This is a genomic window from Modestobacter roseus (genome assembly GCF_007994135.1).
Taxonomy (GTDB): Bacteria; Actinomycetota; Actinomycetes; order Mycobacteriales; family Geodermatophilaceae; genus Modestobacter; species Modestobacter roseus.
Genome location: NZ_VLKF01000001.1, coordinates 440,090 through 463,048, shown reverse-complemented (window position 1 = coordinate 463,048; position 22,959 = coordinate 440,090). Strand labels below are relative to the sequence as shown.

Here is a 22,959-nt window from a genome sequence, read left to right as displayed (position 1 = left end):
CGGCGGCGGACCGCGTGTAGAGTTCTCCATCGTTGCCCGGCCACGCCGCGCGACACGCGCCATTAGCTCAATTGGCAGAGCAGCTGACTCTTAATCAGCGGGTTCGGGGTTCGAGTCCCTGATGGCGCACCCTCACTAAGCGGCCTCGTCCTCCGGGACGGGGCCGCTTTCTCGTGCCCCCCGGGCTCAGCGTTCCGGGTGCGCCAGCTCGCCGGTGGCGGTCAGCTCCTCGGCCAGGTCCCGCACCTTGCGGTTGGTCAGCGACGACGTGCGCACCAGCACGGCGAACGCCTGGTCGGCGGTGAGCTTGTGCCGCTCCATCAGGATGCCCTTGGCCTGGCCGATGAGGTCGCGGTGGGTGATCCCCGCGCGCAGGTTTCGCTCGTGCTCGGCCCCGGCGAGCGCGATCGCCGCGTGACTGGCGAAGAGCCGGCCGACCTCGCGCGACTCGTCGTCGAAGGCCTCGGGCGTCCGGGAGTAGAGGTTCAGCACGCCCATCTGCCCGCCCTCGACGAACAGCTGGAAGCACTGCATGCTGCCCACGCCCAGCTCCGACGCCCGGGCGGCGAACTGCGGCCACCGCTGCTCCGAACGGATGTCGTCGAGCAGCACCTCGTGCTCCTGCCACACCGCGTCCATGCAGGGCCCCTCGCCGACCTCCTGCTGCAGGTGGTCGACCGAGCGGGGCAGCTCGCTGGTCCAGGCCCGCGGCTCGACCTGGGTGCGGCCGATCACGTAGGTGATCCCGCACTCGTCGGCGTGCGGCACCGCGCCGACGGCCGCCGCGGTGATCGCCCGCAGCGTCCCCTCGACGTCGCCGTGCTCCTCCTGGAGCTGCCGCGCGACCCGGCCCAGCACCTCCCCCAGCCCGGTGTGCACCTCACGCGCCGTCATGCGGGGAGGCTACCCAGGCAGCGGCCCCGCGATGGGGCGGCTCGATGCCCGTCGTCCCGGCCACCAGCGAGGTGCACGACGTCGCCGAGCGGTTCACCGACGCCGGCCAGCCGGGCCCGGGGTGAGCGCTCCGGCCGGGCGGGGCACAGTGGAGGGCGTGACCGCACCCTCCGACTCCTCCGCCGACCGGGGCGCCGCCCGCGCCCGCGAGTACCTGCAGCTGGTCGAGGCCGGCCGCACCGACGACGCCGAGCAGTTGCTCACCGGCCTCACCGACACCCGCGAGCTGGTCTACGTGGGCGCCGAGTTCACCGCCCTCGCCCGCCGGACCGGTCGCACGCTGCCCACCGCGATGCGCGCCCAGGCCAGCAGCCGGCAGGTGCTGCTCGGTCAGCTGCGCGACCGCAACCGCGGGGACGCCGATGGGCTGCGCACCTGGCTGCGGGAGGCGGCCGCGGAGGTGCAGACCGTGCAGCGGCTGGCCGAGGCGGCCCGCCGGCGACTGGGCGAGCAGGCCTCCGCCGGCTGAGCTCAGCTCGTGGCGCGCAGCGCACGCGGCAGCGTGACCGCCAGCGGCAGCGCCAGGGCCAGCAGCGCCGCCACGAGCACGTAGCCCAGCGGCAGCCCCACCTGCGCGGCGACCGCCCCCACCGCCAGCGCACCGATCGCGGTGCCGGTGTCGTAGCAGGCGTTCCACACGGCGCTGACCGTCGTGGTCTGCCCCGCACCGGCCCGGGCCAGGGCGATCACCAGGGTCAGGTTCTGCACCGCGCCGTACGCGACGCCCAGCGCGAAGGCCCCGGCCAGCACGGCCGCGGCGCCACCGGCGTCCTCGGCCTGCAGGCCCAGCGCCACCAGCAGCATCCCGGCGACCCCGCCGGCCAGCGTCGCCGGCAGCAGCACCCGCGCGCCCAGCCGGTCGACCAGCACCCCGGCGCCCCACCGGCACAGTGCGGTGCTGACCCCGAAGACCAGCAGGGCCACCACCGCCAGCGCGCCGTCGGGCAGCTCGATCGGCAGGAAGGTGACCAGCCCGCCGCCGGCCAGGGTGATCACCAGCAGCACCAGCGACGGCGCGGCCGCGGCCCACACGGCCGCGCGAGAGCCACCCGGGGCGGACACCTCCGGAGGGCCGAGCGCCCGCACCAGCCCCGGCACGAACACCAGGGCGAGCACCGGGGCGGCCGCCATCGCGGCGACCCACGGGAAGTGGCCGGCCAGGGTGAGCGCCGTCCCACCGGGCACCGCCGCGAGCGTCGGCACCGAGATCGCCAGCCCGTAGATGCCGATCGACTCACCGCGCCGCTCCGGCGGCACCACCTGGGCGGCGATCGTCGAGCCGAGCACGGTGAGCACCGCGAAGCCGACCCCCCGCACCACGGAGACGGCGGCGAACCAGCGCACGTCGTCGGCCAGCAGGTAGAGCGGGGACGGCGCCCCCAGCGCGACCAGCCCGCCGGCGAGGACCGGGGCGATGCCCAGCCGGGCGACCAGCGCGGGCACCGCCGTCTGGGCGAGCACGGTGGCCACCAGGAACACCGTGGTGACCGACCCCGCCGCGGTGAGCCCGGCGCCCAGCGCGGCGGCGTGCGCGGGCAGCGCCGACAGCAGCAGCGAGTAGCTGAGGAACCCGAGGGCGTTGAGCGCGACCAGGGAGCGGACGGCCGGCAGGCGCCACAGCGACGCCCGCCCCTGGACCGCCGTCATGGTCGCTCTCCCCCGCTGGTCACACCGCGGGCGGTTCCCTACGGTCGGTGCATGGACTCCACGCCCAGCATCCCCGCGACCACCTCGATCGTCGTCATGGGGGTCTCCGGCTCCGGCAAGTCGACCGTCGCGAACGAGCTGGCCCGCCGCCTGCAGTGGGAGTTCATCGAGGGCGACGACCTGCACCCGCCGGAGAACGTCGAGAAGATGCGCAGCGGCACCCCGCTGGAGGACGAGGACCGCTGGCCGTGGCTGCGCCGCATGGCCGAGCTGATCGGCGAGCACGAGGCCGCCGGGACGTCGTTCATCCTCACCTGCTCAGCGCTGAAGCGCAGCTACCGCGACCTGCTCTGCGACGGGCACCCCTCGGTGTGGTTCGCCCACGCCGACACCTCCGAGGAGGTGCTCACCGAGCGGCTGGCCAAGCGCCAGGGGCACTACATGCCGCCGAGCCTGCTGCGCAGCCAGCTGGACACCCTCGAGCCGCTGGGCGACGACGAGCCGGGCGCCGTCGTCGCCGGTGAGGGCTCGGTGGAGGAGACGGTCGGCCAGATGCTCTCCGAGCTCTGCGCCGAGCGGCAGATCCCGCTGCCCTGACATCGGTCGGCCTGCCGGCCGTCAGGACATGTGCGGGTAGCGGTGGTCGGTGGCGGGGACGAACGTCTCCTTGATCGACCGGGTGCTGGTCCACCGGAGCAGGTTCTGCGCGGCGCCGGCCTTGTCGTTGGTGCCCGAGCCGCGGCCACCGCCGAAGGGCTGCTGGCCGACGACGGCGCCGGTCGGCTTGTCGTTGACGTAGAAGTTGCCGGCGGCGTGCCGGAGGAAGCGCTGCGCGTGCGCGATCGCCGTCCGGTCCTGGGCGATCACCGAGCCGGTGAGCGCGTAGGGCGCCACCGACTCCATCTGGGTCAGCACCGTGTCGTAGTCGGCGTCGTCGTAGACGTGCACGGCCAGCACGGGGCCGAAGTACTCGGTGGTGAAGACGTCGTGGCCGGGGTCGGTGCCCTCGATGACGGTGGGCCGGACGAAGAAGCCCTCGCTGTCGTCGGCGGTGCCACCGGCGACGACGGTCAGCGCGTCGTCGTCCCGGGCCGCCGAGAGGACCCCCGAGAGCTTGGTGAAGGACTTCCGGTCGATGACCGCGCCCATGAAGTTGGTGAAGTCGGTGACGTCGCCCATCGGGATCTCCTCGACGGTGCCGATCAGGTCGTCGCGGATCCGGCGCCAGAGGCTGCGCGGCACGTAGGCCCGCGAGGCCGCCGAGCACTTCTGCCCCTGGTACTCGAAGGCGCCGCGGATCATCGCCGTCCGCAGCACGTCGGGGTCGGCCGACGGGTGGGCGACGATGAAGTCCTTGCCGCCGGTCTCCCCGACGATGCGCGGGTAGCCGCGGTAGGAGGCGATGTTCTCCCCCACCGTGCGCCACAGGTGCTGGAACACCGGGGTGGACCCGGTGAAGTGGATGCCGGCCAGGTCGCGGTCGGCGAGCACGACGTCGGACACGGCGACGCCGTCACCGGGCAGCATGTTGATCACGCCCGCGGGCAGCCCGGCGGCCTCGAGCAGCCGCATCAGGAAGTGCGCGGCGAACTGCTGGGTGGGCGCGGGCTTCCAGACGACGGTGTTGCCCATCAGCGCCGGGGCGGTGGGCAGGTTGCCGGCGATGGCGGTGAAGTTGAACGGCGTGACCGCGTAGACGAAGCCCTCGAGCGGGCGGTGGTCGGTGCGGTTCCACACCCCGGCCGACGACACGGGCTGCTCGGCGATCACCTGGCGGGCGAAGTGCACGTTCCAGCGCCAGAAGTCGATCAGCTCGCAGGCGGCGTCGATCTCGGCCTGGTACGCGGTCTTGCTCTGGCCGAGCACCGTGGCGGCGTTGAGCGTCTGCCGCCACGGCCCGGCGAGCAGGTCCGCGGCCTTGAGGAACACCGCGGCCCGGTCGTCGAAGGACAGCTCCGCCCACCCCGGTGCGGCGTCCTTCGCGCAGCGCACCGCCTCCTGCGCATCGGCGTGGGTGGCGGCCGCGGAGGTGCCGAGCACCTGGGCGTGCCGGTGCGGGGCGACGACGTCGAACGCCGCGCCGCCGGCCATCCGCTGCTCCCCGCCGATCGTGGCGGTCAGCTCGACCGGCGCGGCGGCCAGCTCGGTCAGCCGCTGCTGGAGCGCGGCCCGCTCGGGCGAGCCGGGGGCGTAGTCGCCGACCGGCTCGTTGCGCGGCGCGGGGACCTGGGTGACGGCGTCCACGTGGGATCAGCTCCTTGGATCAGGTGGTCCTTCATCAGGAACGGGTGGCGAGGGAGCGGAGGAAGAACTGCAGGTTGGCCGGGCGCTCGGCCAGCCGGCGCATGAAGTAGCCGTACCAGTCGGCGCCGTAGGGCACGTAGGCCCGCACGGTGTGGCCGGCGGCCGCCAGCCGGGTCTGCTCGTCGGGGCGGATGCCGTAGAGCAGCTGGAACTCGTAGCTGTCCGGCGTGCGCCCGGTCTCGGTGACCAGCTCCAGGAACCGGGCGATCAGCGCCGGGTCGTGGGTGCCGGCCATCGGGTACCCGTCGCCGCGGACCAGGGTCTGCAGGCAGCGCGCGTAGGCGGCGTCGACGGCGGCCTTCTCCTGGTGCGCCACGCCCGCCGGCTCGCGGTAGGCGCCCTTGACCAGCCGCACCCGGGAGCCGGGGGTGGCCAGCGTCCGGGCGTCGTCCTCGGTGCGGTGCAGCATCGCCTGCAGCACCGCCCCGGTGCCCGGGTGGTCGCGGCGCAGCTCGGCCAGCACGCCCAGCGTCGAGTCGACGGTGCGCGACTCCTCCATGTCGAGGGTGACCGTGGTGCCCAGCGCGGAGGCGGCCTCGACCACCGGGCGCACCAGCTGGAGCGCCACGTCGTCCCCACCGACCGGCAGCGCCTGCCCGAACGCCGACAGCTTCACCGACACCTCCGCCCGCCGGCCCAGCTGCAGCGGCGCGAGCCCGTCGAGGGCCGCGAGGTAGGCGTCCCGGGTGCGCTGCGCCTCACGGCGGTCGGTGACGTCCTCGCCGAGGTGGTCCAGGGTCACCGCGAGGCCCTGGCCGGTGAGCGTCGTGACGACGTCGAGCACCTCGGGCAGGGTCTCCCCCGCCACGAACCGGTCGACGACCCGCCGGGTGACCGGTGTCCCGGTGACCACCCGGCGCAGCCCGGGGCGTCGCGCAGCGGCCAGCAGGGCCTTCGAGGTGAGCACGAGCGCCTCCTGGGGCGACGGGGCAGGGACACCGGGGTGTGACCTCCGACGCTAGGGACGGCGGCTCACCCGCACCAGCGACAGACGTAGGGAATCCGGCACCGGTCTTCGTACGATCGTCTGAACGGCGGGAGGAGCCCGGTGCGCGACGACCTGCAGGACCTGGTGGACGAGGTGTCCCGGGTGCTGGCCGCCCCGGCGACGCTGGAGGACCGGGACTTCACGCTGCTCGCCTTCTGCGCCCACGGGGACGACGGCAGCGACAGCACCATGGACTCCGTCCGCACCCGCTCGATCCTGGGCCGCGGCTCCACCCCGCAGGTGCGCGCCCGGTTCGAGGAGCACGGGATCACCACCGCGACCGACCCGCTGCGCATCCCCGCCGACCCGGCCGCCGGCATCCTCACCCGGCTCTGCCTGCCGGTGCGCTCGGGCGACCGGCTGCACGGGTGGCTGTGGCTGCTGGACGGCGGCCGGACCGACGTGACCGACCCGCACGCGCCCGGGCTGGCGGCGGCGCGGGAGCTGGCCGCGGAGGCCGGCCGGCTGCTGGCCGGGGACGGCGCGGGGACGCCGGACCTCACCGCCGCCCTGCGCACGGCGCTGACCGCGGACTCCCCCGGCCGGGCGGTGCGCCGGCTGACCGACGCGGTGGGCGCCGGCACCCCGGTGACGCTGGTGGCGCTGCGCCCGGGAACCGCCGGCCTGCCCGCGGGCTGGGTCGCGCCGGGCGCCGGGGCGGTGACCTCGGTGCTGGACGGCGGCACACTGGTCGCCGTGCTGCTCGCCCTGCCCGGGGACGGCGACGCCCGGGCGGCGGGTGCGCTGAGTGCGGCCGCCCTGACCGGCCTGCCACCGGGGAGCACCGCGGGGGTGGCCGCCCCCCGGGCCAGCTGCGCCGAGCTGCCCGCCCAGTGGGCGGAGGCCCGCACCGCGGCCCGGGTCGCTGCGGTCGACCCCCGGTTCTCCCCGGCGGCCTCCTGGTCCGAGCTGGGCGCCTGGCGGCAGGTGGCGGCGCTGCCCGGGCCGGACCCGGCGCTGGCCCCGCTGCTGGCCGACCCGGTGCTCACCACCACCGCGGCCACCTGGCTGGACTGCGCCGGCAGCCCGCAGCGCGCCGCCGCGCGGCTGCGCGTGCACCGGCAGACGCTGTACTACCGGCTGGGACGCATCGAGCAGCTCACCGGGCTCGACCTCGCCGACGGCGCGGACCGCCTGCTGCTGCACCTCGGCGTGCGCGCCGACCAGTTGCACACGGCGACGGAACCGTCGCAGGGGTGACCTACCCTGGGTGCGTTGAGCAGAGCAGGAGACGCGCTCCCCGCGACCCGGGCCGGCGTGCTGGACGACGGGAACCGGATGGCCGACGACGGTGACGTGCTGCGCCGGCTGCGGACCGAGACCGCGACCGAGCACCGGGCCGTCGAGGACGCGCTGGACCTGCTCGACCCGGAGCTGACCCGCGCCCGCCTGGTCACCGCCCTCACCCGGATGCACGGCTTCTGGTGCGCCGCCGAGGCCGGTCTGGACGCCTGGGCCGCGGCCGAGCCGGCCGACGCCACCCGCGTCGGCTGGTCGCGCCGGCGCCGATCGCACCTCTTCGCCGCCGACCTCGCCGAGCTCGACGCGCCGGCGACGCCGGTCGACCAGCCGCACCTGCCGCCGGTGGCCGGCACGGACACCGCGCTGGGACGGCTGTACGTGCTGGAGGGCTCCTCGCTCGGTGGGGTGTTCATCGACCGGCACCTGGCCACGCTGCCGCACGTCGCGGCGCCCGGCGCGCTGCGCGCGTTCTCGCCCTACGGCGCGGAGACCGGCGCGATGTGGCACGCCTTCCGGTCGGCGACCCGGGAGCGGGTCGCCGGCGGGGGCGACGCCGAGCGGGTGGTGGCCTCCGCGCGGGAGACCTTCGGCGCACTCGCCGTCTGGTGCGGCGCGGTCGCCGCGGAGCAGGGAGACTCTGGATCAGCGCTGCCGCGGGCGCACGTCCGAGGGAGCGAGGTCACCGCATGACCGACCAGGTGCAGACCGGCCGGGTGCAGACGGACGAGACGTCGACCAGCCCGTGGCTGGCGCCCGGTGAACCGGTCGACCTGACCAACTGCGAGCGGGAGCCGATCCACGTCCCGGGCAGTGTCCAGCCCCGCGGCGTGCTGCTGGCGGTCAGCGAGCCGGACATGGTGGTGCGGCAGGTGTCGCGCAACCTCGTCGACGTCGTCGGCATGGCCTGGGACGACGCCCTCGGCCGCCCGCTGGCCGAGGTGCTGGGGGTGCCCGCGGCCGGGGCCGTGGCCCGGTCCGCCAGCGCATTCGGCGACCTGCGCGAGCGCAACCCGGTCGAGCTGATCCTCGACTGCGACGGCACCCCGTGCCCGGTCGACGCGATCCTGCACCGGGTGTCCCACCGCGCCGACGACCGCGGGCCCGCCGCGCACCCCGACGATCCGTCGGTCGGCGGGCGACTGACCCCCATCGCGGCGACGACGCTCGTGGTGGAGCTGGAGCCGGCCTCCGGCCCGCGGCCGTTCTCCTTCCCGAACACCTACCAGGCGGTGCGCGGCACCATCGTCGAGCTGAACCGGGCCACCTCGCTGCCACAGCTCTACGACATCACGACCCAGGCGGTGCGCGCGCTCACCGGCTTCGACCGGGTGATGCTGTACCGGTTCGACGCCGAGTACAACGGCGAGGTGGTGGCCGAGGCGAGGGCGCCGGAGCTGAACTCCTTCCTCGGCCTGCACTACCCGGCCTCGGACATACCGGCGCAGGCCCGGGCGCTGTACGAGAAGAACTGGATCCGGCTGATCGACGACGTGGACTACACGCCCTCGCCGCTGGAGCCGGTCGACCTGCCCGCCACGGGCCGGCCGCTGGACCTGACCTACTCCACGCTGCGCAGCGTCTCGCCCATCCACTGCGAGTACCTGCGCAACATGGGCGTTCGCGCCTCGATGTCGATCTCGCTGCTGCAGGGCGACAGGCTGTGGGGGCTCATCGCCTGCCACCACTACACCGGCACGCACGCCCCGCCTTACGCCACCCGGGCGGCCGCGGAGTTCCTCGGCTCGACGCTGTCGCTGCGCCTCGTCGACCGGGCGGAGGACGAGGAGCACCGGCGTGCCCTCCAGGTCCGCTCGACGATGGCCTGGCTCACCGCCGCCGCGCTGGACGAGGAGCGCCCGCTCGCCGACACCCTGCTGGGCCGGCCCGGGCTGCTCGACGTCGTCCCGGCCGACTCGGTGGTGGTCAACCTGCAGGGCACGAGCGGGGCGGCCGGTGTGCCGCTGCCCGCCGAGGTGGTCACCGCGCTGGCCCGCTGGGCGACCGAGCAGGGCGGCGACGTGGTCACCACCGACCGGCTGCCGCTCGTCGCCCCCCAGCTGGCGGTGCCCGCGGAGCTGGCCTGCGGGGTGATGGCCATCCCGCTGCCGGAGGGCCAGTACGTGATCTGGACCCGTGCGGAGCAGGTGCACTCGGTCGACTGGGGTGGTGACCCGCACAACAAGGCGATCGCCGAGCGCGAGGGCTACACCGTCCGGCTCTCCCCGCGGAAGTCCTTCGACCGCTGGCGCGAGGTGGTCCGCAACCGGTCCGAGCCCTGGCAGCCGACCCAGTGCGCGGAGGTCGAGGACCTGCGCACCAACCTGCTCGAGGCGCTGTACGCGCGCAGCCGGCGGGTGGCGCGCACCGCGCTGACCCTGCAGCGGAGCCTGCTGTCGGAACCGCCGGACCCCGACCACCTCGACTTCGCCGTCCGGTACGAGCCCGCGGCCCGGGAGTCCCAGGTGGGCGGCGACTGGTACGACGTGTTCACCCAGCCCGACGGCAGCACGATGCTGGTGATCGGGGACGTCGTCGGTCACGACACCGAGGCCGCGGCCAGCATGGGGCAGCTGCGCGGGCTGCTGCGCGGGATCGCCTTTGCCAGCTCCGAGACCCCGGCCGAGGTGCTGTCCCGGCTGGACCGGGCCATCGAGGGGCTGCAGCTGAGGACGATGGCCTCGGTGCTGGTGGGCCGGCTGGAGCAGACGCCGGAGGAGCGCGAGCGGGGGCTGACCCGGATGCGCTGGTCCAACGCCGGCCACCTGCCGCCGGTCGTGCAGGCCCCCGACGGCTCGGTGCAGGTGCTCGACGGGCCGCACCCGGAGCTGCTGCTGGGCGTCTCCCCGGATGCGCCCCGCCGCGAGCACGTCACCACGATGGCGCGCGGCTCGACCGTGCTGCTCTACACCGACGGCCTGGTCGAGCGCCGGGACCAGGTCTTCGACGAGGGGGTCGCGCGGCTGTGCGCCGAGCTGGGCACCCTCGCCGACCGGCCGGTCGGCGAGATCGCCGACGCGCTGATCACCCGGCTGCTGCCGGACGGCGCCGAGGACGACGTCGCCCTGATCGCCGTCCGGCTCAACGAGCAGCGGGGCTGAGCGGGCGCACCGACTCCGGCGACCGGCGGGGCACCGGCGACGAGGCGGACCGGCGGGCGCCGTCGGTGACCGGGCGCGCCACTCTTCAGCTGGACACCTGCTCGTGGACTCGCACCCTTCGGGGTGAAGGGGTACCGGAACGGGAATGATCGCACAACTCAATGGCTCACAACCGAAAACTCACTTAATGTGACCGCGTGAGCGCACCCCAGCCCAGCGTGGCCCTCGACGACCAGCTGTGCTTCGCCCTGTACGCCGCCTCGCGGGCGGTGACCGCGCGCTACCGGCCGATGCTCGACCAGCTCGGCCTGACCTACCCGCAGCTGCTCGTGCTGATGGTGCTCTGGGAGGCCGACGGGCTCCCCGTGCACAGCATCGCCGAACGGCTCCAGCTCGACACCGGCACCATGTCCCCGCTGCTCAAGCGACTGTCCGCGGCCGGGCTGGTGGTCCGCGAGCGCAGCACCGCGGACGAGCGCCAGGTGATCGTCCGGCTCACCGACGTGGGCAGTGCGCTGCGCCGGCCGGCCGAGGACGTCTCCGCCGTCATGATCGGCGCGCTCCAGCTGGACCAGCAGGAGTTCGACCGGATGAAGGGGCAGCTGGAGCGGTTGTCGCGCAACGTCGCGACCGTGGACTGAGCGCCAGGCCGCTCAGCGGTCGGTGAACTGCGGGTCCAGCCCGTCGTCGTTGCCGCCACCGTTCGCCGCTGCGACCTCCTGCCCCTCTGCGGCCAGTGGGGCCTCGCCGGGCGACCCCTCGTCGTTGCCGGTGGCCATCGCGGTGTCGGGCAGGTCGGGGTCCGGGGCCTCGCTCATGCGCTGGTGACTACCTCCGCCGACCAGCGGTCAACCGCCGGGTCGGCGTCCAGCGTGCGCAGCAGCTCCCGCACGGCGGCCTGCCCCGCGCGGTTGGCGCCGATCGTGCTCGCCGACGGCCCGTAGCCGACCAGGTGCAGCCGCGGCTCCGCGACCACCCGGGTGCCGTCCATCGCGATCCCCCCGCCGGGAGCGCGCAGGTGCAGCGACGCCAGGTGGTCCAGCGCGGCGCGGAAGCCGGTGGCCCACAGCACGGCGTCGGCCCGGACGAACCGGGCCGGGGAGTCCCATGCGATGCCGTCGGGGGTGAGCCGGTCGAACACCGGCGACCGGTCCAGCACCCCGCGGGCCCGGGCGGCGAGCACGGCCCCGGTCTCCATCAGCCCGGTCACGCTCACGACGCTGCCCGGCGGCAGCCCCGCCCGCACGCGCTGCTCGACCAGCGCGACCGCTGCCCGGCCCGCGTCCTCGTCGAAACCGTCCCGGCGCCAGACCGGTTCCCGGCGGGTGACCCAGGTGGTCTCGGCGACCTCGCTGATCTCGATCAACTGCTGCACCGCCGAGGTCCCCCCGCCGACGACGACCACCGACTGCCCGCGGAACTCCTCGGCGCTGCGGTAGTCGGCGGTGTGCAGCTGCCGGCCGGCGAACAGCTCGCGACCCGGGTAGGCCGGCCAGAACGGGCGGGTCCAGGTCCCGGTGGCGCTGACCAGCCCCCGCGCCGTCCACTCCCCCGCGTCGGTGCGCAGCAGGAAGCCGTCGTCGGTGCGGTGCACCGCCCGGACGGCGACCGGGCGGAGCACGGGGAGCTCGAACCGGCGCTCGTAGGCGGTGAAGTAGTCGGTGACCACCTCGCTCGCCGGGGTCGCCGGGTCGGCCGCCGGCAGCGGCATCCCCGGCAACGGCGCGATCCGGTGCGCGCGGTCCAGCCGCAGGGACGGCCAGCGGTGCTGCCAGGCACCGCCGGGCCCGGCGTCGCCGTCCAGGACGGCGAAGTCGGCGCCGGCCCGGCGCAGGGCGTACGCGGCCGACAACCCGGCCTGACCGGCCCCGATCACCACGACGTCGCTGTGCACGGCGGTGGGAACACCGGGAGCCGCCCGCGCATGCCGGCCGGTGTGACCTGCCGCGTCCGATGGTTCCCGATCACGTTCCTCGGGCACAGACCCCGCGTCACAGCAACCGACGGAGGAGGCGGGCCCGCCCCGTGGAGCACGCCCAGCAGCAGGTCGATCCGTCACCGAGCCCGGCGGTGCGTGGCTACCGGCACATCGGCCACGTGGTGCGCCCTGGCGAGGACGTCGCGGCGCTCGTGGGGCCGGTGCTGCGGGCCGCCCTCGACGCCGGTGAACCGGTGGTGGTCGCCTGCACCGAGCCGGTGGCCACCCAGCTGCTGGTCGCCGTGGGCCACCCGGAGGACGTGCACGTGCACCCCGCGGAGGCGCTGGACGACCGCCCGCCGAACGCCATCGCCGCGATCGGCTCCCTGGTCGACCGCGAGCTCCCGGACGACGGGCGCCGGCTGCACCTGGTGACCGGCCCCGGTGACCCGGACGACTGGAGGTCGTGGGCGCAGACCGAGGCGCTGCTCAACCACGTGCTGGCCGAGCGCCCGGTCGACCACCTGTGCCTGCTCACCCCCGCTCTCGGCGAGCTGGACGGCGTGGACGCGCAGGCGGTGGCCCGGGCGACCCACCCGTGGCTGCTGACCGAGGAGGGCGTCCTGCGCAACCCCGACTACCGGGCGCCCGACGAGCTGCTGCGCGAGGTGGAGCGGGCGCTGGTGCCCGATCCGCTGGAGGCCACCGAGCCCACGCTGTCGGTCATCGACCTCGACGACATGCGGGCCCTGCGCAGGGCGCTGCGCCAGGCGCTGGCCGACAGCGCCCTGACCGAGGAGGCCGCGCAGGACTTCGTGCTGGCCATCGACGAGGTGACCGCGAACGCCGCCGAGCACGGCGTGCCCCCGGTCGACGTGAAGCTGTGGTGCACCCCGGAGCGGCTGCTGTGCGCGGTGACCGACCGGGGCACGTCCTTCGACGACCCGCTGGTGGGCTACGGCCCCGCGCACGGCGACATGGCCGTCGGCGGGATGGGGCTGTGGCTGGCCCGCCGGTCGGTCGACACCCTCACCACCACCGCGGCCGACGACAGCGGTCAGGGCTGCACCGTCCGGCTCGTCGTGCGCGCCTGACGAGGAGACCCGTCAGGCCCCGGTCGGCACGAGGCCGGCGGCCTCGATGAGCCGGGCCTGCTCGCGGCACCAGGGTGACCAGGCGTCGTCGAGCTGCGCCTCCTGGCGGGCCCGGAACTCCGCCCAGTCCAGCACCTCCCACTCACCGACCTCGGTCGGTTCGGGTGCCGGGGTGCCGGTGAAGCGACCGATCCACACCGGGCAGATCTCGTTCTCCACCACGCCGCGGAACACCGCCCGGTAGCGGTAGGACGGCACCGCCGGGCGCAGGTCGGCGACCCCGAGGCCCAGCTCGTAGCGCGCCCGGCGCGCGATCGCCGTCGGGTCGTCCTCCCCCGGACCCGGGTGCCCGCAGACGGTGTTGGTCCACATGCCCGGGAAGGTCGCCTTGTCCTCGGCGCGGCGGGTGACCAGCAGGCGTCCGGCCTCGTCGAAGAGGTAGGCGGAGAAGGCACGGTGCAGCGGGGTCTCGCCGTGGTGCACCAGCGACTTGGGCAGCGTGCCGATCTCCGTCCCGTCGTCGTCGACCAGGACGATCAGCTCACGCGCCACGGGTGCCACCACGCGACCATCGTCCCCGACCGCGGCCTCGGGCGCCCGCAGGGGCTCCCCGGCGGCGCCGACCCGGACGGGTGAGAGGGCATCGCCGCGCCCCACGGTTCATGATCATCATTCGTCCCGACGACCGTCACCCGGCGGTCCGGGGAGGACGAGGGTCGATGACCAGCACCGGGACGGTGGCGTCCGCCACCTCGGCACTCGCGGTGCCGGACCCCGACGAGCCAGGCACGACGGGCACCACGCTGGGCGACCTGGCGGTGCCGGCCCGGCTGGTGCCCCCGCAGATGCCGCTGGCCGCCCTCGACGCCCTGTTCCGCCGGGACGCGGGGCTGCGCTGGGTGGTCACCGACCGACCCGAGGCGCCGGTGCTGGTCAGCCGGTCCTGGTTCGAGGTATCGATGACCGGCCGGCTCGGCTACGGCCGGCTGGTGCACGCCCGCCGCGACCTCTCCGACCTGGGCGTACCGGCGACCCTGCGCTTCCCCGCCGGTGCTCCGGTGCCGCAGGCGGCCGCCGCCGTGGTGGAGCGGCGCGCGGCGGGCGACCACCTGCTGGACGCCGTCGTGGTGACCGCGCCGGGGAACCGGCTGCTGGTGGTACCGGTCACCGCACTGTTCGAGCACCTGGCCCGGCAGTACGCCTGGCAGGCGCTGCACGACCCGCTGACCGGGCTGCCCAACCGGATCTCTCTGCTCGAGCGGCTCCGGCAGACCGACAGCCAGGGCGTGCTCTGCTACATCGACCTGGACCGGTTCAAGGACGTCAACGACCACCTCGGGCACAGCGCCGGTGACCAGGTGCTGGTGGAGTTCGCCCGCCGGCTGCGCGGGGTCGCCCGCGCCGAGGACCTGGTGGTCCGGCTCTCCGGCGACGAGTTCGCCGTGGTGACCGGTACGGCGATGAGCGCTGAGCAGCGCAGCGCGCTGGCCGACCGGATCGTGCTGGCCGCGGCCGCGCCGTTCGTGGTCAGCGCGCTCGGCGCCGACGGGCCGGCCGAGCACCTGGTGAGCCTGGGCGCGAGCGTCGGGGTGGCCGGGTCCGACGGCCGGCTGCCGGTGTCGCTGGACGACCTGCTGCACCAGGCCGACCTGGCGATGTACCGCGCCAAGTCGCTGGGCCGCGGCCGGGTCGCGCACTTCGACAGCGAGCTGCTGGCCGAGGCCGAGACCTCCGACGTCGTCCGCGCCCGGCACGAGATGGAGCGCCGGCTGCGGCACGCCATCGAGACCGGTGGACTGGCGCTGCACTACCAGCCGGTCGTGGCGCTGCCGGGCGGGCAGGTCACCGGGGTCGAGGCGCTGGCCCGCTGGGACGACGCCGAGCTCGGCGTCGTCCCGCCCGACCGGTTCATCCCGCTGGCCGAGCAGACCGGGCTGATCGTCGACCTGGGCCGCTGGGTGCTGCAGACCGCCTGCCGGGAGGCCGCGGGCTGGCCGGCCGGGCCGACCGGCGTCGCCGCCACGGTCGCGGTCAACGTCTCCGCCGTCCAGCTGGCCCAGCGCGACTTCCTCGACGACGTCGTGCGGGCGCTGGCCGACAGCGGCCTGGCCCCCGAGCGGCTGTGCCTGGAGATCACCGAGACGGCCGCGATCACCGACCTGGGCGCCACCGCGGCCCGGCTCACCCAGGTCCGCGACCTGGGCGTGCGGCTCGCGCTGGACGACTTCGGCGCCGGGCACTCGGCGCTGAGCCTGCTGCGCGCGCTGCCGCTGGACCTGGTGAAGATCGACCGGTCCTTCGTCGAGCGGGTGGCCAGCGACACCGCCGACGCGGTGCTGGTCCGGCTGGTGGTCGAGGCCGCGCACAGCCTGGGCCGCCGGGTGCTGGCCGAGGGCGTCGAGTCCGACGAGCAGGCCCGGCAGCTGATCGCGATGGGCTGCGACGCGGCCCAGGGCTGGCTGTTCGGCAAGCCCGAGCCGGCCTCCCCCGCGCTCACCGAGCGGCTGTCGAGGCGCGCGGTGAGCGGCCCCCGGCCGGGGCCGGGAGCAGCGCGGTGCTGCCGCTCGGGGGCAACGACGAGCTGGTGCTGGTCACCGCCCCGGACCTGCGGATCAGCTACGCCTCCGCCAGCAGCGGCCCGATCCTCGGCTGGCTCCCGCAGGAGCTGATCGGCCGGTCGATCGGCGACCTGCTGCACCGCGAGGACCTGGGCCGGCTGATCGCCGACCCGGAGCTGGCCGCCCACGTGCTCGACGGCACCGCCGTGCACCGGTACGTGCACCGCGACGGCGACCTCCGCTGGCTGGAGAGCGAGACCCGGCAGCTGCGCGACGACGACGGCCGGGTGCGGGAGGTGCTGTCGGTCTCCCGGGACGTCACCGCCACCGTCGAGGCGCGGCGGGAGCTGGCCGCCAGCGAGGCGATGTTCCGGCACGCCTTCGACGACGCCCCGATCGGGATGACGCTGACCCGGATGGACGGCCGGCTGCTGCGGGTGAACAAGGCGTTCGCCGCGCTGCTGGGCACCACGACCGAGGAGCTGCGCGACTGCCACGTGCAGGAGCTCACCCCGGCGCCGGAGCGGCCCGCCGTCGCCGGTCTCTTCACCGAGTTCACCGGGGTGACCGAGCTGTCCACCGCCTTCGTGCACACCGACGGCTCGACGGTGCCGGCGCTGGTGCGGGTCTCGGTGGTGCGCGACCGGGACGGCGCACCGCGGTCGGTGTTCTCCCACGTCCTGCCGGAGTGATCCGGGGGCGGGCCGGGCAGTGACCGGGGCATGGACTCCTTCCGCCGCGGTGACCTCGTGTTCGACGTCCGGGACGCCGGCCCGGCCGACGGCGAGCCGGTCGTGCTGCTGCACGGCTTCCCGCAGGACTCCGGTGCGTTCGACCGGCTGAGCCCGGTCCTGCACTCCGCGGGGCTGCGCACCCTGGCGCCGGACCAGCGCGGCTACTCCCCGGCGCCCGGCCCGCCGGCCGCGCCGCCTACCGGCTGCGCGAGGCGGCCGACGACGTGCTGGCGCTGCTGCAGGCCGCCGGGCTGGAGAGCGCGCACGTCGTGGGCCACGACTGGGGTGGCATCGTCGGCTGGGCGCTGGCCGCGTGGCACCCGTGGCGGGTGCGCACCCTCACCGCGCTGTCGGTGCCGCACCCGGCCGCGATGGCACAGGCGCTGGGGCACAGCGACCAGGCGCTGCGCTCGGCGTACGTCGGCTTCTTCCAGCTGCCCGCCGCCCCGGAAGCCGTGCTGCTCGCCGGCGGCGGCACGGGGCTGCGGCGGATGCTGCGGCGCAGCGGGCTGCCCGAGGCCCTCGTCGACCGCTACGTCGAGCGGATGCGGGAACCGGGGGCGCTGACCGCCGCGCTCAACTGGTACCGGGCCCTGCCGCTGGCCGGCCGTGATCCGGTCGGCCGCGTGCGGGTCCCGACGCTGCACGTGTGGGGCGCGCAGGACACCTTCCTGGGGCGCGCCGCGACCGAGGCCACCCGGCAGTTCGTGGCCGCGCCCTACGCGCTCGAGGTGCTCGAGGACGTCGACCACTGGCTGCCCGAGCTCGCCGCCGAGCGGGTCGGTGAGCTGGTCACCGCGCACGTGCGCACCTCCGACTGACCCGCCGGAGCCGCCGACCGGGCGTGCGGCAGGCTGGGGGCACCCGTGCACCTCGAGGAGGAGCCCCACCCCATGCCGGACCGCCGGACCCCCGCCCAGCACTCCGCGGACGTCGTCCGGTTGCAGGCCGTCGAGGCGGAGCTCTCCCGAGCACTGGAGCTGTCCCGCAAGATCCTGGACAACACCGCCGACGGCATCTACGGCCTGGACGCCGACGGCCGCGTGGAGTTCGTCAACCCCGCCGCGGAGCGGGCCACCGGGTACCCGGAGGCCGTCCAGCTCGGCAGCAACCAGCACGAGCTCATCCACGCCCGGCGCCCCGACGGCACCCGGCTGCCGGTCGAGGAGTGCGGGGTGTGGCGTGCGCTGCGCACCGGGGAGACGGTGCACGCCGCCGACGAGGTGTTCTGGCACCGCGACGGGCACGCCGTCCCCGTCGACCTGGTCGCCGTGCCCACGGTCGAGGACGGGCGGGTGACCGGCGTCGTCGTCTCCTTCCGCGACCTCACCGAACGGCAGGCCGCCGAGGCCGAGGCCGCCCGGCTGCGCGAGATCGCCCGCCGGGCCGCCGAGGACCGCGCGCTCTCCGACCGGCTGCAGCAGGCGCTGCTCACCCCGCCGCCGCAGCCGGACCACCTGCACCTGGTGGTGCGCTACCTGCCGGCCGCCTCCGGCGCGCAGGTCGGCGGCGACTGGTACGACGCGTTCCTGCAGCCCGACGGCGCGACCGTGCTCGTGATCGGCGACGTCGTCGGGCACGACAGCGACGCCGCGGCCGCGATGGGGCAGCTGCGCGGGCTGCTGCGCGCCCTCGCCTACGACAACGACGAACCGCTGCCGGCGACGCTGTCCCGCACCGAGCACGCGGCCGCCGGGCTGGCGGTGAGCACCCTGGCCACCGCGGTGCTGGCCCGGGTCGAGCGCCGGGCCGGCACCGGCGGCCGTGTCCTGCGGTGGAGCAACGCCGGTCACCTGCCGCCGGTGCTGCTGGCCGCCGACGGCACCTCCCAGGCGCTGGCCACCACCGCGGACCTGATGCTCGGGGTCACCGCCGACACGGCGCGGCACGAGCACGACGTCGACCTGCCCGACGGCAGCACGCTGCTGATGTTCACCGACGGCCTGGTCGAGCGGCCGGGCTCCGACCTCGATGCCGGGCTCGCCGCCCTCCAGGAGGCGCTGCGCGACCTAGGGCGCACTCCGCTCGAGGAGCTGTGCGACACCCTGCTGACCCGGCTGGTGCCCGGCTCCGCGGCCGACGACGTCGCGCTGCTCGCCGTGCGCGCCCACCCCGAGGACCGACCGCGGCCCGCGGAGGCCGGCGCCACGCGGCTGCCCGGACCGCTGACCGGGGCCGGCGGGTGAACCCCGCCGCCACGCCGGGCAGGCGTTCGGGGTGAGCGCCGAGCCGACCTCCGCCCGGCCGCCCGTCGCCGGCTGAGGGGTGGACCGGCGGCTGCGCGGGTAGGCCGCCGACATGGCTGAGCTCCCCAGCGGACACCTGTCGGGCATGACCGTGGCGGTCACCGGCGCCTCCGGCAACGTCGGGACGGCGCTGCTGCGCGCCCTGGCCGACGCCGGGGTCGCCGAGGTGCGCGGGCTGGCCCGCCGCCGGCCACCGGAGACCGAGCCCTACGCGGGGGTGCGCTGGTACACCGCCGATCTGGGCGAGGCGGCCAGCGAGCCGGTGCTCGACGAGTTCCTCGCCGGCGCCGACGCCGTCGTCCACTCGGCCTGGGCGCTGATCCCTGACCGGGAGCCGGATCTGCTGCACCGGGTGAACGTCGAGGGCACCCGCCGGGTGCTGGCCGCCGCCGGCCGGGCCGGGGTGGCGCACGTGGTGGCGCTGTCCTCGATCGGCACCTATGCCGCCGGCCCGCAGGTGGACCCGGTCGGCGAGGACTGGCCGACCACCGGCATCCCCAGCTCGCAGTACAGCCGGCAGAAGTCCGCCGTCGAGCAGCTGCTGCGCGACCACGACGCCGCGCACCCCGAGGTGACGGTCTCGCCGATCCGGCCGACGCTGGTGCTGCAGCCCGACGCCGCCAGTGAGATCGGGCGCTACTTCCTCGGGCCGCTGCTCTTCCCCGTCGCCCGGGCGGTCCCGGGGCCGGTCGCGAAGGTGCTGCCGCTGCCGCTGCCCGGGTCGCTGCACCTGGGGTTCGTGCACGCCGGCGACGTCGCCGACCTGATCACCCGGGTGCTGGACCGGCGGGCAGCGGGGGCGTTCAACGTGACCGCCCCGCCGCACTTCGACGCCGACGGGCTGGCCCGGGCCGTGGGCAGCCGGCGGGTGCCGGTGCCGGCCGCGGTGCTGCGGGCCGGCATGCAGGCCGCGTTCACCGCCCGGGTGCTGCAGATCGAGCCGGGCTGGCTCGACCTCGGCATCGGGGTGCCGCCGATGGACACCACGAAGGCGCGCACCCAGCTGGGGTGGCGGGCGAAGCACAACGGCGGGGACCTGCTGCGCGAGTTCGTGGCGGCGCTGGGCGCGGGCGGCGGCCACACCGGCCCGCTGCTGCACCCGGGCACCGGCCCCGAGCACACCCCCGCCTAGGGACCACGGACCACCCGGCCCCTGGGCCGGTGTGGACGGGCGGCGCGGGGCTCGGAGAGCTCCCGCCGCCCGTCCACGTTCGGCCCCCTTGCAGGGACCCGCCGCGAGCCTGCGAGTGGCGGGGGGCAAGGGGGTCCTTCGCCTATGCGATCGCGTCGAGGCGGGCGATCTCGTCGTCGGTCAGCGTCAGCTGGGCCGCACCGAGGTTCTCGGCCAGGTGGTCCAGCGACTTGGTGCCCGGGATCGGCAGGATGACCGGCGACTTCGCCAGCAGCCAGGCCAGCGCGACCTGGGACGGGCTGGCGTCCAGCTCCTTCGCCACCGCGGCCACCGGGCTGTCGGGCTTGGCCAGGTCACCGGTGGCGATGGGGAACCACGGGATGAAGGCGATGCCCTCGGCGGTGGCGTAGTCGAGCACGTCCTGGCTCTGCCGGTTGGTCAGGTTGTACAGGTTCTGCACGCTGACGATCTCGGTGATCTCGCGGGCGGCCTTGAGCTCGTCGACGGAGACCTCGGAGACGCCGACGTGCCGGACCTTGCCCTGCTCCTTGAGCTCGGCGAAGGCGCCGAGCTGGTCGGCCAGCGGCACCTCGGAGTCGATGCGGTGCAGCTGGATGAGGTCGATCCGGTCGACCTTGAGGTTGCGCAGGGAGAGCTCGACCTGCTGCTTGAGGTAGGCCGGGCGGCCGACCGGGATCCACTCGCCGGGGCCCGTGCGGGTCAGGCCGGCCTTGGTGGCCACGACCAGGCCGTCGGCGTAGGGGTGCAGCGCGTCGGCGATGATCTGCTCGCTGACCACCGGGCCGTAGGAGTCGGCGGTGTCGATGAAGTCGACGCCCTGCTCGACGGCGGCCTGCACGACGCGGACGGCGTTGGCCCGGTCGGCCGGCTCGCCCCAGACGCCGTCGCCGGTGAGCTGCATGGCGCCGTAGCCGAGGCGGTGGACGGTGAGGTCCCCGCCGAGGTCGAAGGTGGGCGTGGGGGTGGTGGCGGTGGTCATCGGAGTCCTCCTGGAGATGGGGTGCCGGCCCCGGGCTCTGCCACCGGGGTCTCGTTGCGCACAAGCAGGTTCTGCCCCGCCGCCTTCCCGACCGCACGTCATGTGTCCGGCCGCACAGACCCGGCGCGCGACCGCATCGCCGGGTGGAGTTGAGTGGACCGGTGCAACGAACACGGGGCGCACGGACGCCGGCACTGCCGGCCCTGCTGCTGGTCGGGGTGCTGCTGGTCGCGCTGAACATGCGCGGGCCGCTGGTGGCGGTGGCCCCCGTGGTGGAGCTGGTGCGGGACGACCTCGGCGTCGGGGCCGGCACGATCGGCCTGCTGACCAGCATCCCGGTGCTCTGCTTCGGGCTCGCGGCCCCGTTCGCCTCGCTGCTGATCGCCCGGACCGGGGTGCACCGAGCGGTCGTCGCGTCGATGGCCGGGGTGCTGGCCGGGACGCTGCTGCGCTCGCTGGGCACCGAGGAGGCCGCGATCGCCGGCACCGTGGTCATCGGCCTGGGCATCACGGTGGGCAACATCGTCGTCCCCGTGGTGATCGGCCGGGACTTCCCGGGCGCGACGAACGTGGTCACCGCGGCCTACACCGCGACGATGAACCTGGGCTCCACCTTCACCTCCGCGCTGACCGCCCCACTGGCCGCCGTGGTCGGCTGGCAGCTGGCGCTGGCCTCGTGGGGGCTGATGACGGTGGTCGCCGCCACCGTGTGGACCGCAGCGCTGCGCCGGCACGTGGCCCGCGCCGCCGCGGCCGGCACCACCCCACCCCCTCCCCCGGCACCGGTGCCCGGCCGGTCGGTGTGGCGCCGGCCGGTCGCCTGGGGGCTCACCGCCGCCTTCGCCGGGCAGTCCTTCGCGTTCTACGGGACGACGGCCTGGCTGGCCGTGCTGCTGGCCGACGAGCAGGGCCTGTCCCTGGAGGCCGCCGGGGTGGGCTCCTCGCTGTTCCAGGTGCTCGCCGTCGCGGGCGCCTTCGCGATCCCCGCGCTGGTCTCCTGGTGGCAGCGCCCGTACGCGGTGCTGCTGGCGGTGATGGCGCTGTGGTTCACGCTGCCGGTGGGCCTGCTCGCCGCACCGTCGCTGTGGGTGCTGTGGTGCTCGCTGGCCGGCGTGGCGCAGGGCGGCGGGATCACGGTGATCTTCATCGCGATCGTCCGGCGGTCCCAGGGGCAGACGGAGAGCCGGCAGCTGTCGGCGATGGTGCAGGGGTGCGGCTACTCGGTGGGGGCGACCGGCCCCCTGGTCGTGGGGGCAGTGCACGATGCCACCGGTGGTTGGACAGCGCCCCTGCTGGTCATCCTGGCCGCGATGACCGTGATGGCCGTCGCCGGCACCGCATCCGTGGGCGGCCGGACGCCGCCCGTTCGACGTGAGCCGGGCCAGGTCCCGGCGGAGGAGGTCCAGCGTGGGTGAGATCGTCGTCGTCCGGCACGGAGCGACCGAGTGGAGCCGCAGCGGCCAGCACACCGGGCTGACCGACCTGCCCCTGCTGCCCGACGGGGAGGACGACGGCCGGCGCCTGCGGTCCGTGCTGGGCGGCCGGGACATCACGCACGCCTTCGTCAGCCCGCTGGTCCGGGCCCGGCGCACGGCAGAGCTGGCCGGGTTGTTCGACGACGGCATCGAGACGGTGCTCGAGCCGGACCTCGTCGAGGTCGACTACGGCCGGTGGGAGGGGCTGACCACCCCGGAGATCAGCGAGCAGACCGGGCACGACTGGTCGCTGTGGCACGACGGCACCGAGCCCGGCGACACCCCCGGGGAGACCCTGGTGCAGGTGGGCGAGCGGGTCGACCGGGTGCTGGCGCAGGCGCGGCCGCTGCTGGACGGCGGTGACGTCGCCCTGGTCGCGCACGGGCACGTGCTGCGGGTGCTGACCGCACGCTGGCTGGGGTTCGAGCCGGACAAGGGCGCGCTGTTCCCGCTGGCCACCGGCCGCTACGGCATCCTCGGCCACGACCACGAGTGGCCCGCGCTGACCGGCTGGAACACCGGCTGCCCCTGATGGAGGACCCCCTCGCCCCCCACCGCTCGCGCGCTCG

The 22,959-nt window shown here is 75.3% G+C and carries 21 protein-coding genes, 1 tRNA gene and 1 pseudogene; 15 read left to right on the top strand and 8 right to left on the bottom strand.

What is annotated here, in order from left to right:
- Positions 1 to 56: 56 nt before the first annotated feature.
- A tRNA-Lys gene (locus JD78_RS02350) sits at positions 57 to 129 on the top strand.
- A gap of 57 nt (positions 130 to 186) precedes the next feature.
- On the opposite strand, the gene JD78_RS02345 is transcribed toward JD78_RS02350, so the two are convergent.
- Positions 187 to 894 carry a GAF and ANTAR domain-containing protein gene (locus tag JD78_RS02345; RefSeq protein ID WP_153361761.1) on the bottom strand — a complete coding sequence of 236 codons (708 nt, stop codon included), beginning with the start codon at positions 892 to 894 and terminating at the stop codon, positions 187 to 189.
- Between the two features lie 157 nt (positions 895 to 1,051).
- Between JD78_RS02345 and JD78_RS02340 the strand changes: the two genes are divergently transcribed.
- Positions 1,052 to 1,423, top strand: a complete 372-nt coding sequence (locus tag JD78_RS02340) for a hypothetical protein (protein ID WP_153361760.1) — start codon at positions 1,052 to 1,054, stop codon at positions 1,421 to 1,423.
- Between the two features lie 2 nt (positions 1,424 to 1,425).
- Here JD78_RS02340 and JD78_RS02335 read toward each other — a convergent pair whose 3' ends face one another.
- Positions 1,426 to 2,601 carry an MFS transporter gene (locus tag JD78_RS02335; RefSeq protein ID WP_153361759.1) on the bottom strand — a complete coding sequence of 392 codons (1,176 nt, stop codon included), beginning with the start codon at positions 2,599 to 2,601 and terminating at the stop codon, positions 1,426 to 1,428.
- A 51-nt stretch (positions 2,602 to 2,652) separates the two neighbouring features.
- Between JD78_RS02335 and JD78_RS02330 the strand changes: the two genes are divergently transcribed.
- Positions 2,653 to 3,198, top strand: coding sequence for a gluconokinase (locus JD78_RS02330; protein ID WP_153361758.1), 546 nt, complete (start codon positions 2,653 to 2,655; stop codon positions 3,196 to 3,198).
- Between the two features lie 21 nt (positions 3,199 to 3,219).
- Here the strand turns inward: JD78_RS02330 and pruA are convergent, their stop codons facing one another.
- The gene (gene pruA / locus JD78_RS02325; RefSeq protein WP_153361757.1) at positions 3,220 to 4,845 is read right to left on the bottom strand and encodes an L-glutamate gamma-semialdehyde dehydrogenase; all 1,626 of its coding nucleotides are present in this window, start codon (positions 4,843 to 4,845) and stop codon (positions 3,220 to 3,222) included.
- Between the two features lie 34 nt (positions 4,846 to 4,879).
- Positions 4,880 to 5,812 carry a proline dehydrogenase family protein gene (locus tag JD78_RS02320; RefSeq protein ID WP_153361756.1) on the bottom strand — a complete coding sequence of 311 codons (933 nt, stop codon included), beginning with the start codon at positions 5,810 to 5,812 and terminating at the stop codon, positions 4,880 to 4,882.
- A 141-nt stretch (positions 5,813 to 5,953) separates the two neighbouring features.
- On the opposite strand from JD78_RS02320, the gene JD78_RS02315 reads away from it, so the two are divergent.
- The 4 genes from JD78_RS02315 to JD78_RS02300 all read left to right on the top strand — a co-directional run bounded on the left by JD78_RS02315 (position 5,954) and on the right by JD78_RS02300 (position 10,874).
- On the top strand, positions 5,954 to 7,093 hold the full coding sequence (locus JD78_RS02315) for a helix-turn-helix domain-containing protein (RefSeq protein WP_153361755.1): 1,140 nt from the start codon (positions 5,954 to 5,956) through the stop codon (positions 7,091 to 7,093).
- Positions 7,094 to 7,108: 15 nt separating this feature from the next.
- Positions 7,109 to 7,825: a biliverdin-producing heme oxygenase gene (locus tag JD78_RS02310; RefSeq protein WP_228395333.1), complete on the top strand. Its 717-nt coding sequence runs from the start codon at positions 7,109 to 7,111 to the stop codon at positions 7,823 to 7,825.
- Positions 7,822 to 10,233: a SpoIIE family protein phosphatase gene (locus JD78_RS02305; RefSeq protein ID WP_153361754.1), complete on the top strand. Its 2,412-nt coding sequence runs from the start codon at positions 7,822 to 7,824 to the stop codon at positions 10,231 to 10,233. The genes JD78_RS02310 and JD78_RS02305 overlap by 4 nt, the downstream gene beginning before the upstream one ends.
- 197 nt (positions 10,234 to 10,430) lie before the next feature.
- On the top strand, positions 10,431 to 10,874 hold the full coding sequence (locus tag JD78_RS02300; RefSeq protein WP_228395332.1) for a MarR family winged helix-turn-helix transcriptional regulator: 444 nt from the start codon (positions 10,431 to 10,433) through the stop codon (positions 10,872 to 10,874).
- Positions 10,875 to 10,886: 12 nt separating this feature from the next.
- On the opposite strand, the gene JD78_RS02295 is transcribed toward JD78_RS02300, so the two are convergent.
- Both JD78_RS02295 and JD78_RS02290 read right to left on the bottom strand, forming a co-directional pair.
- Positions 10,887 to 11,051 (bottom strand): hypothetical protein, encoded by a 165-nt coding sequence (locus JD78_RS02295; protein ID WP_166520926.1) that lies wholly within the window; start codon positions 11,049 to 11,051, stop codon positions 10,887 to 10,889.
- Complete coding sequence (locus JD78_RS02290; RefSeq protein ID WP_153361753.1) at positions 11,048 to 12,127, bottom strand: FAD-dependent oxidoreductase; 1,080 nt, start codon at positions 12,125 to 12,127, stop codon at positions 11,048 to 11,050. The genes JD78_RS02295 and JD78_RS02290 overlap by 4 nt, the downstream gene beginning before the upstream one ends.
- Positions 12,128 to 12,258: 131 nt before the next feature.
- On the opposite strand from JD78_RS02290, the gene JD78_RS02285 reads away from it, so the two are divergent.
- Positions 12,259 to 13,245: an ATP-binding protein gene (locus JD78_RS02285; protein WP_153361752.1), complete on the top strand. Its 987-nt coding sequence runs from the start codon at positions 12,259 to 12,261 to the stop codon at positions 13,243 to 13,245.
- 12 nt (positions 13,246 to 13,257) lie between these two features.
- Here the strand turns inward: JD78_RS02285 and idi are convergent, their stop codons facing one another.
- Entirely contained in the window at positions 13,258 to 13,809 is a 552-nt protein-coding gene (gene idi, locus JD78_RS02280; protein ID WP_153361751.1) for an isopentenyl-diphosphate Delta-isomerase, read from the bottom strand.
- Between the two features lie 155 nt (positions 13,810 to 13,964).
- Between idi and JD78_RS02275 the strand changes: the two genes are divergently transcribed.
- From JD78_RS02275 to JD78_RS02255, 5 genes and pseudogenes are all read left to right on the top strand, one after another.
- Positions 13,965 to 15,914: a putative bifunctional diguanylate cyclase/phosphodiesterase gene (locus JD78_RS02275; RefSeq protein ID WP_166520925.1), complete on the top strand. Its 1,950-nt coding sequence runs from the start codon at positions 13,965 to 13,967 to the stop codon at positions 15,912 to 15,914.
- Positions 15,800 to 16,495: a PAS domain-containing protein gene (locus tag JD78_RS02270; protein WP_166520924.1), complete on the top strand. Its 696-nt coding sequence runs from the start codon at positions 15,800 to 15,802 to the stop codon at positions 16,493 to 16,495. The genes JD78_RS02275 and JD78_RS02270 overlap by 115 nt, the downstream gene beginning before the upstream one ends.
- 30 nt (positions 16,496 to 16,525) lie before the next feature.
- Positions 16,526 to 17,358: pseudogene (locus tag JD78_RS02265) on the top strand (alpha/beta fold hydrolase).
- Between the two features lie 72 nt (positions 17,359 to 17,430).
- On the top strand, positions 17,431 to 18,723 hold the full coding sequence (locus JD78_RS02260; RefSeq protein ID WP_153361748.1) for a PP2C family protein-serine/threonine phosphatase: 1,293 nt from the start codon (positions 17,431 to 17,433) through the stop codon (positions 18,721 to 18,723).
- A 112-nt stretch (positions 18,724 to 18,835) separates the two neighbouring features.
- Positions 18,836 to 19,915, top strand: coding sequence for an NAD-dependent epimerase/dehydratase family protein (locus JD78_RS02255; protein WP_153361747.1), 1,080 nt, complete (start codon positions 18,836 to 18,838; stop codon positions 19,913 to 19,915).
- Positions 19,916 to 20,057: 142 nt separating this feature from the next.
- On the opposite strand, the gene JD78_RS02250 is transcribed toward JD78_RS02255, so the two are convergent.
- Entirely contained in the window at positions 20,058 to 20,915 is an 858-nt protein-coding gene (locus JD78_RS02250) for an aldo/keto reductase (protein ID WP_153361746.1), read from the bottom strand.
- A 161-nt stretch (positions 20,916 to 21,076) separates the two neighbouring features.
- On the opposite strand from JD78_RS02250, the gene JD78_RS02245 reads away from it, so the two are divergent.
- Positions 21,077 to 22,330 carry an MFS transporter gene (locus tag JD78_RS02245; RefSeq protein ID WP_208103955.1) on the top strand — a complete coding sequence of 418 codons (1,254 nt, stop codon included), beginning with the start codon at positions 21,077 to 21,079 and terminating at the stop codon, positions 22,328 to 22,330.
- A complete protein-coding gene (locus JD78_RS02240) occupies positions 22,323 to 22,922 on the top strand; it encodes a histidine phosphatase family protein (protein WP_153361745.1) in 600 nt (199 codons plus the stop codon). The genes JD78_RS02245 and JD78_RS02240 overlap by 8 nt, the downstream gene beginning before the upstream one ends.
- Positions 22,923 to 22,959: the final 37 nt, after the last annotated feature.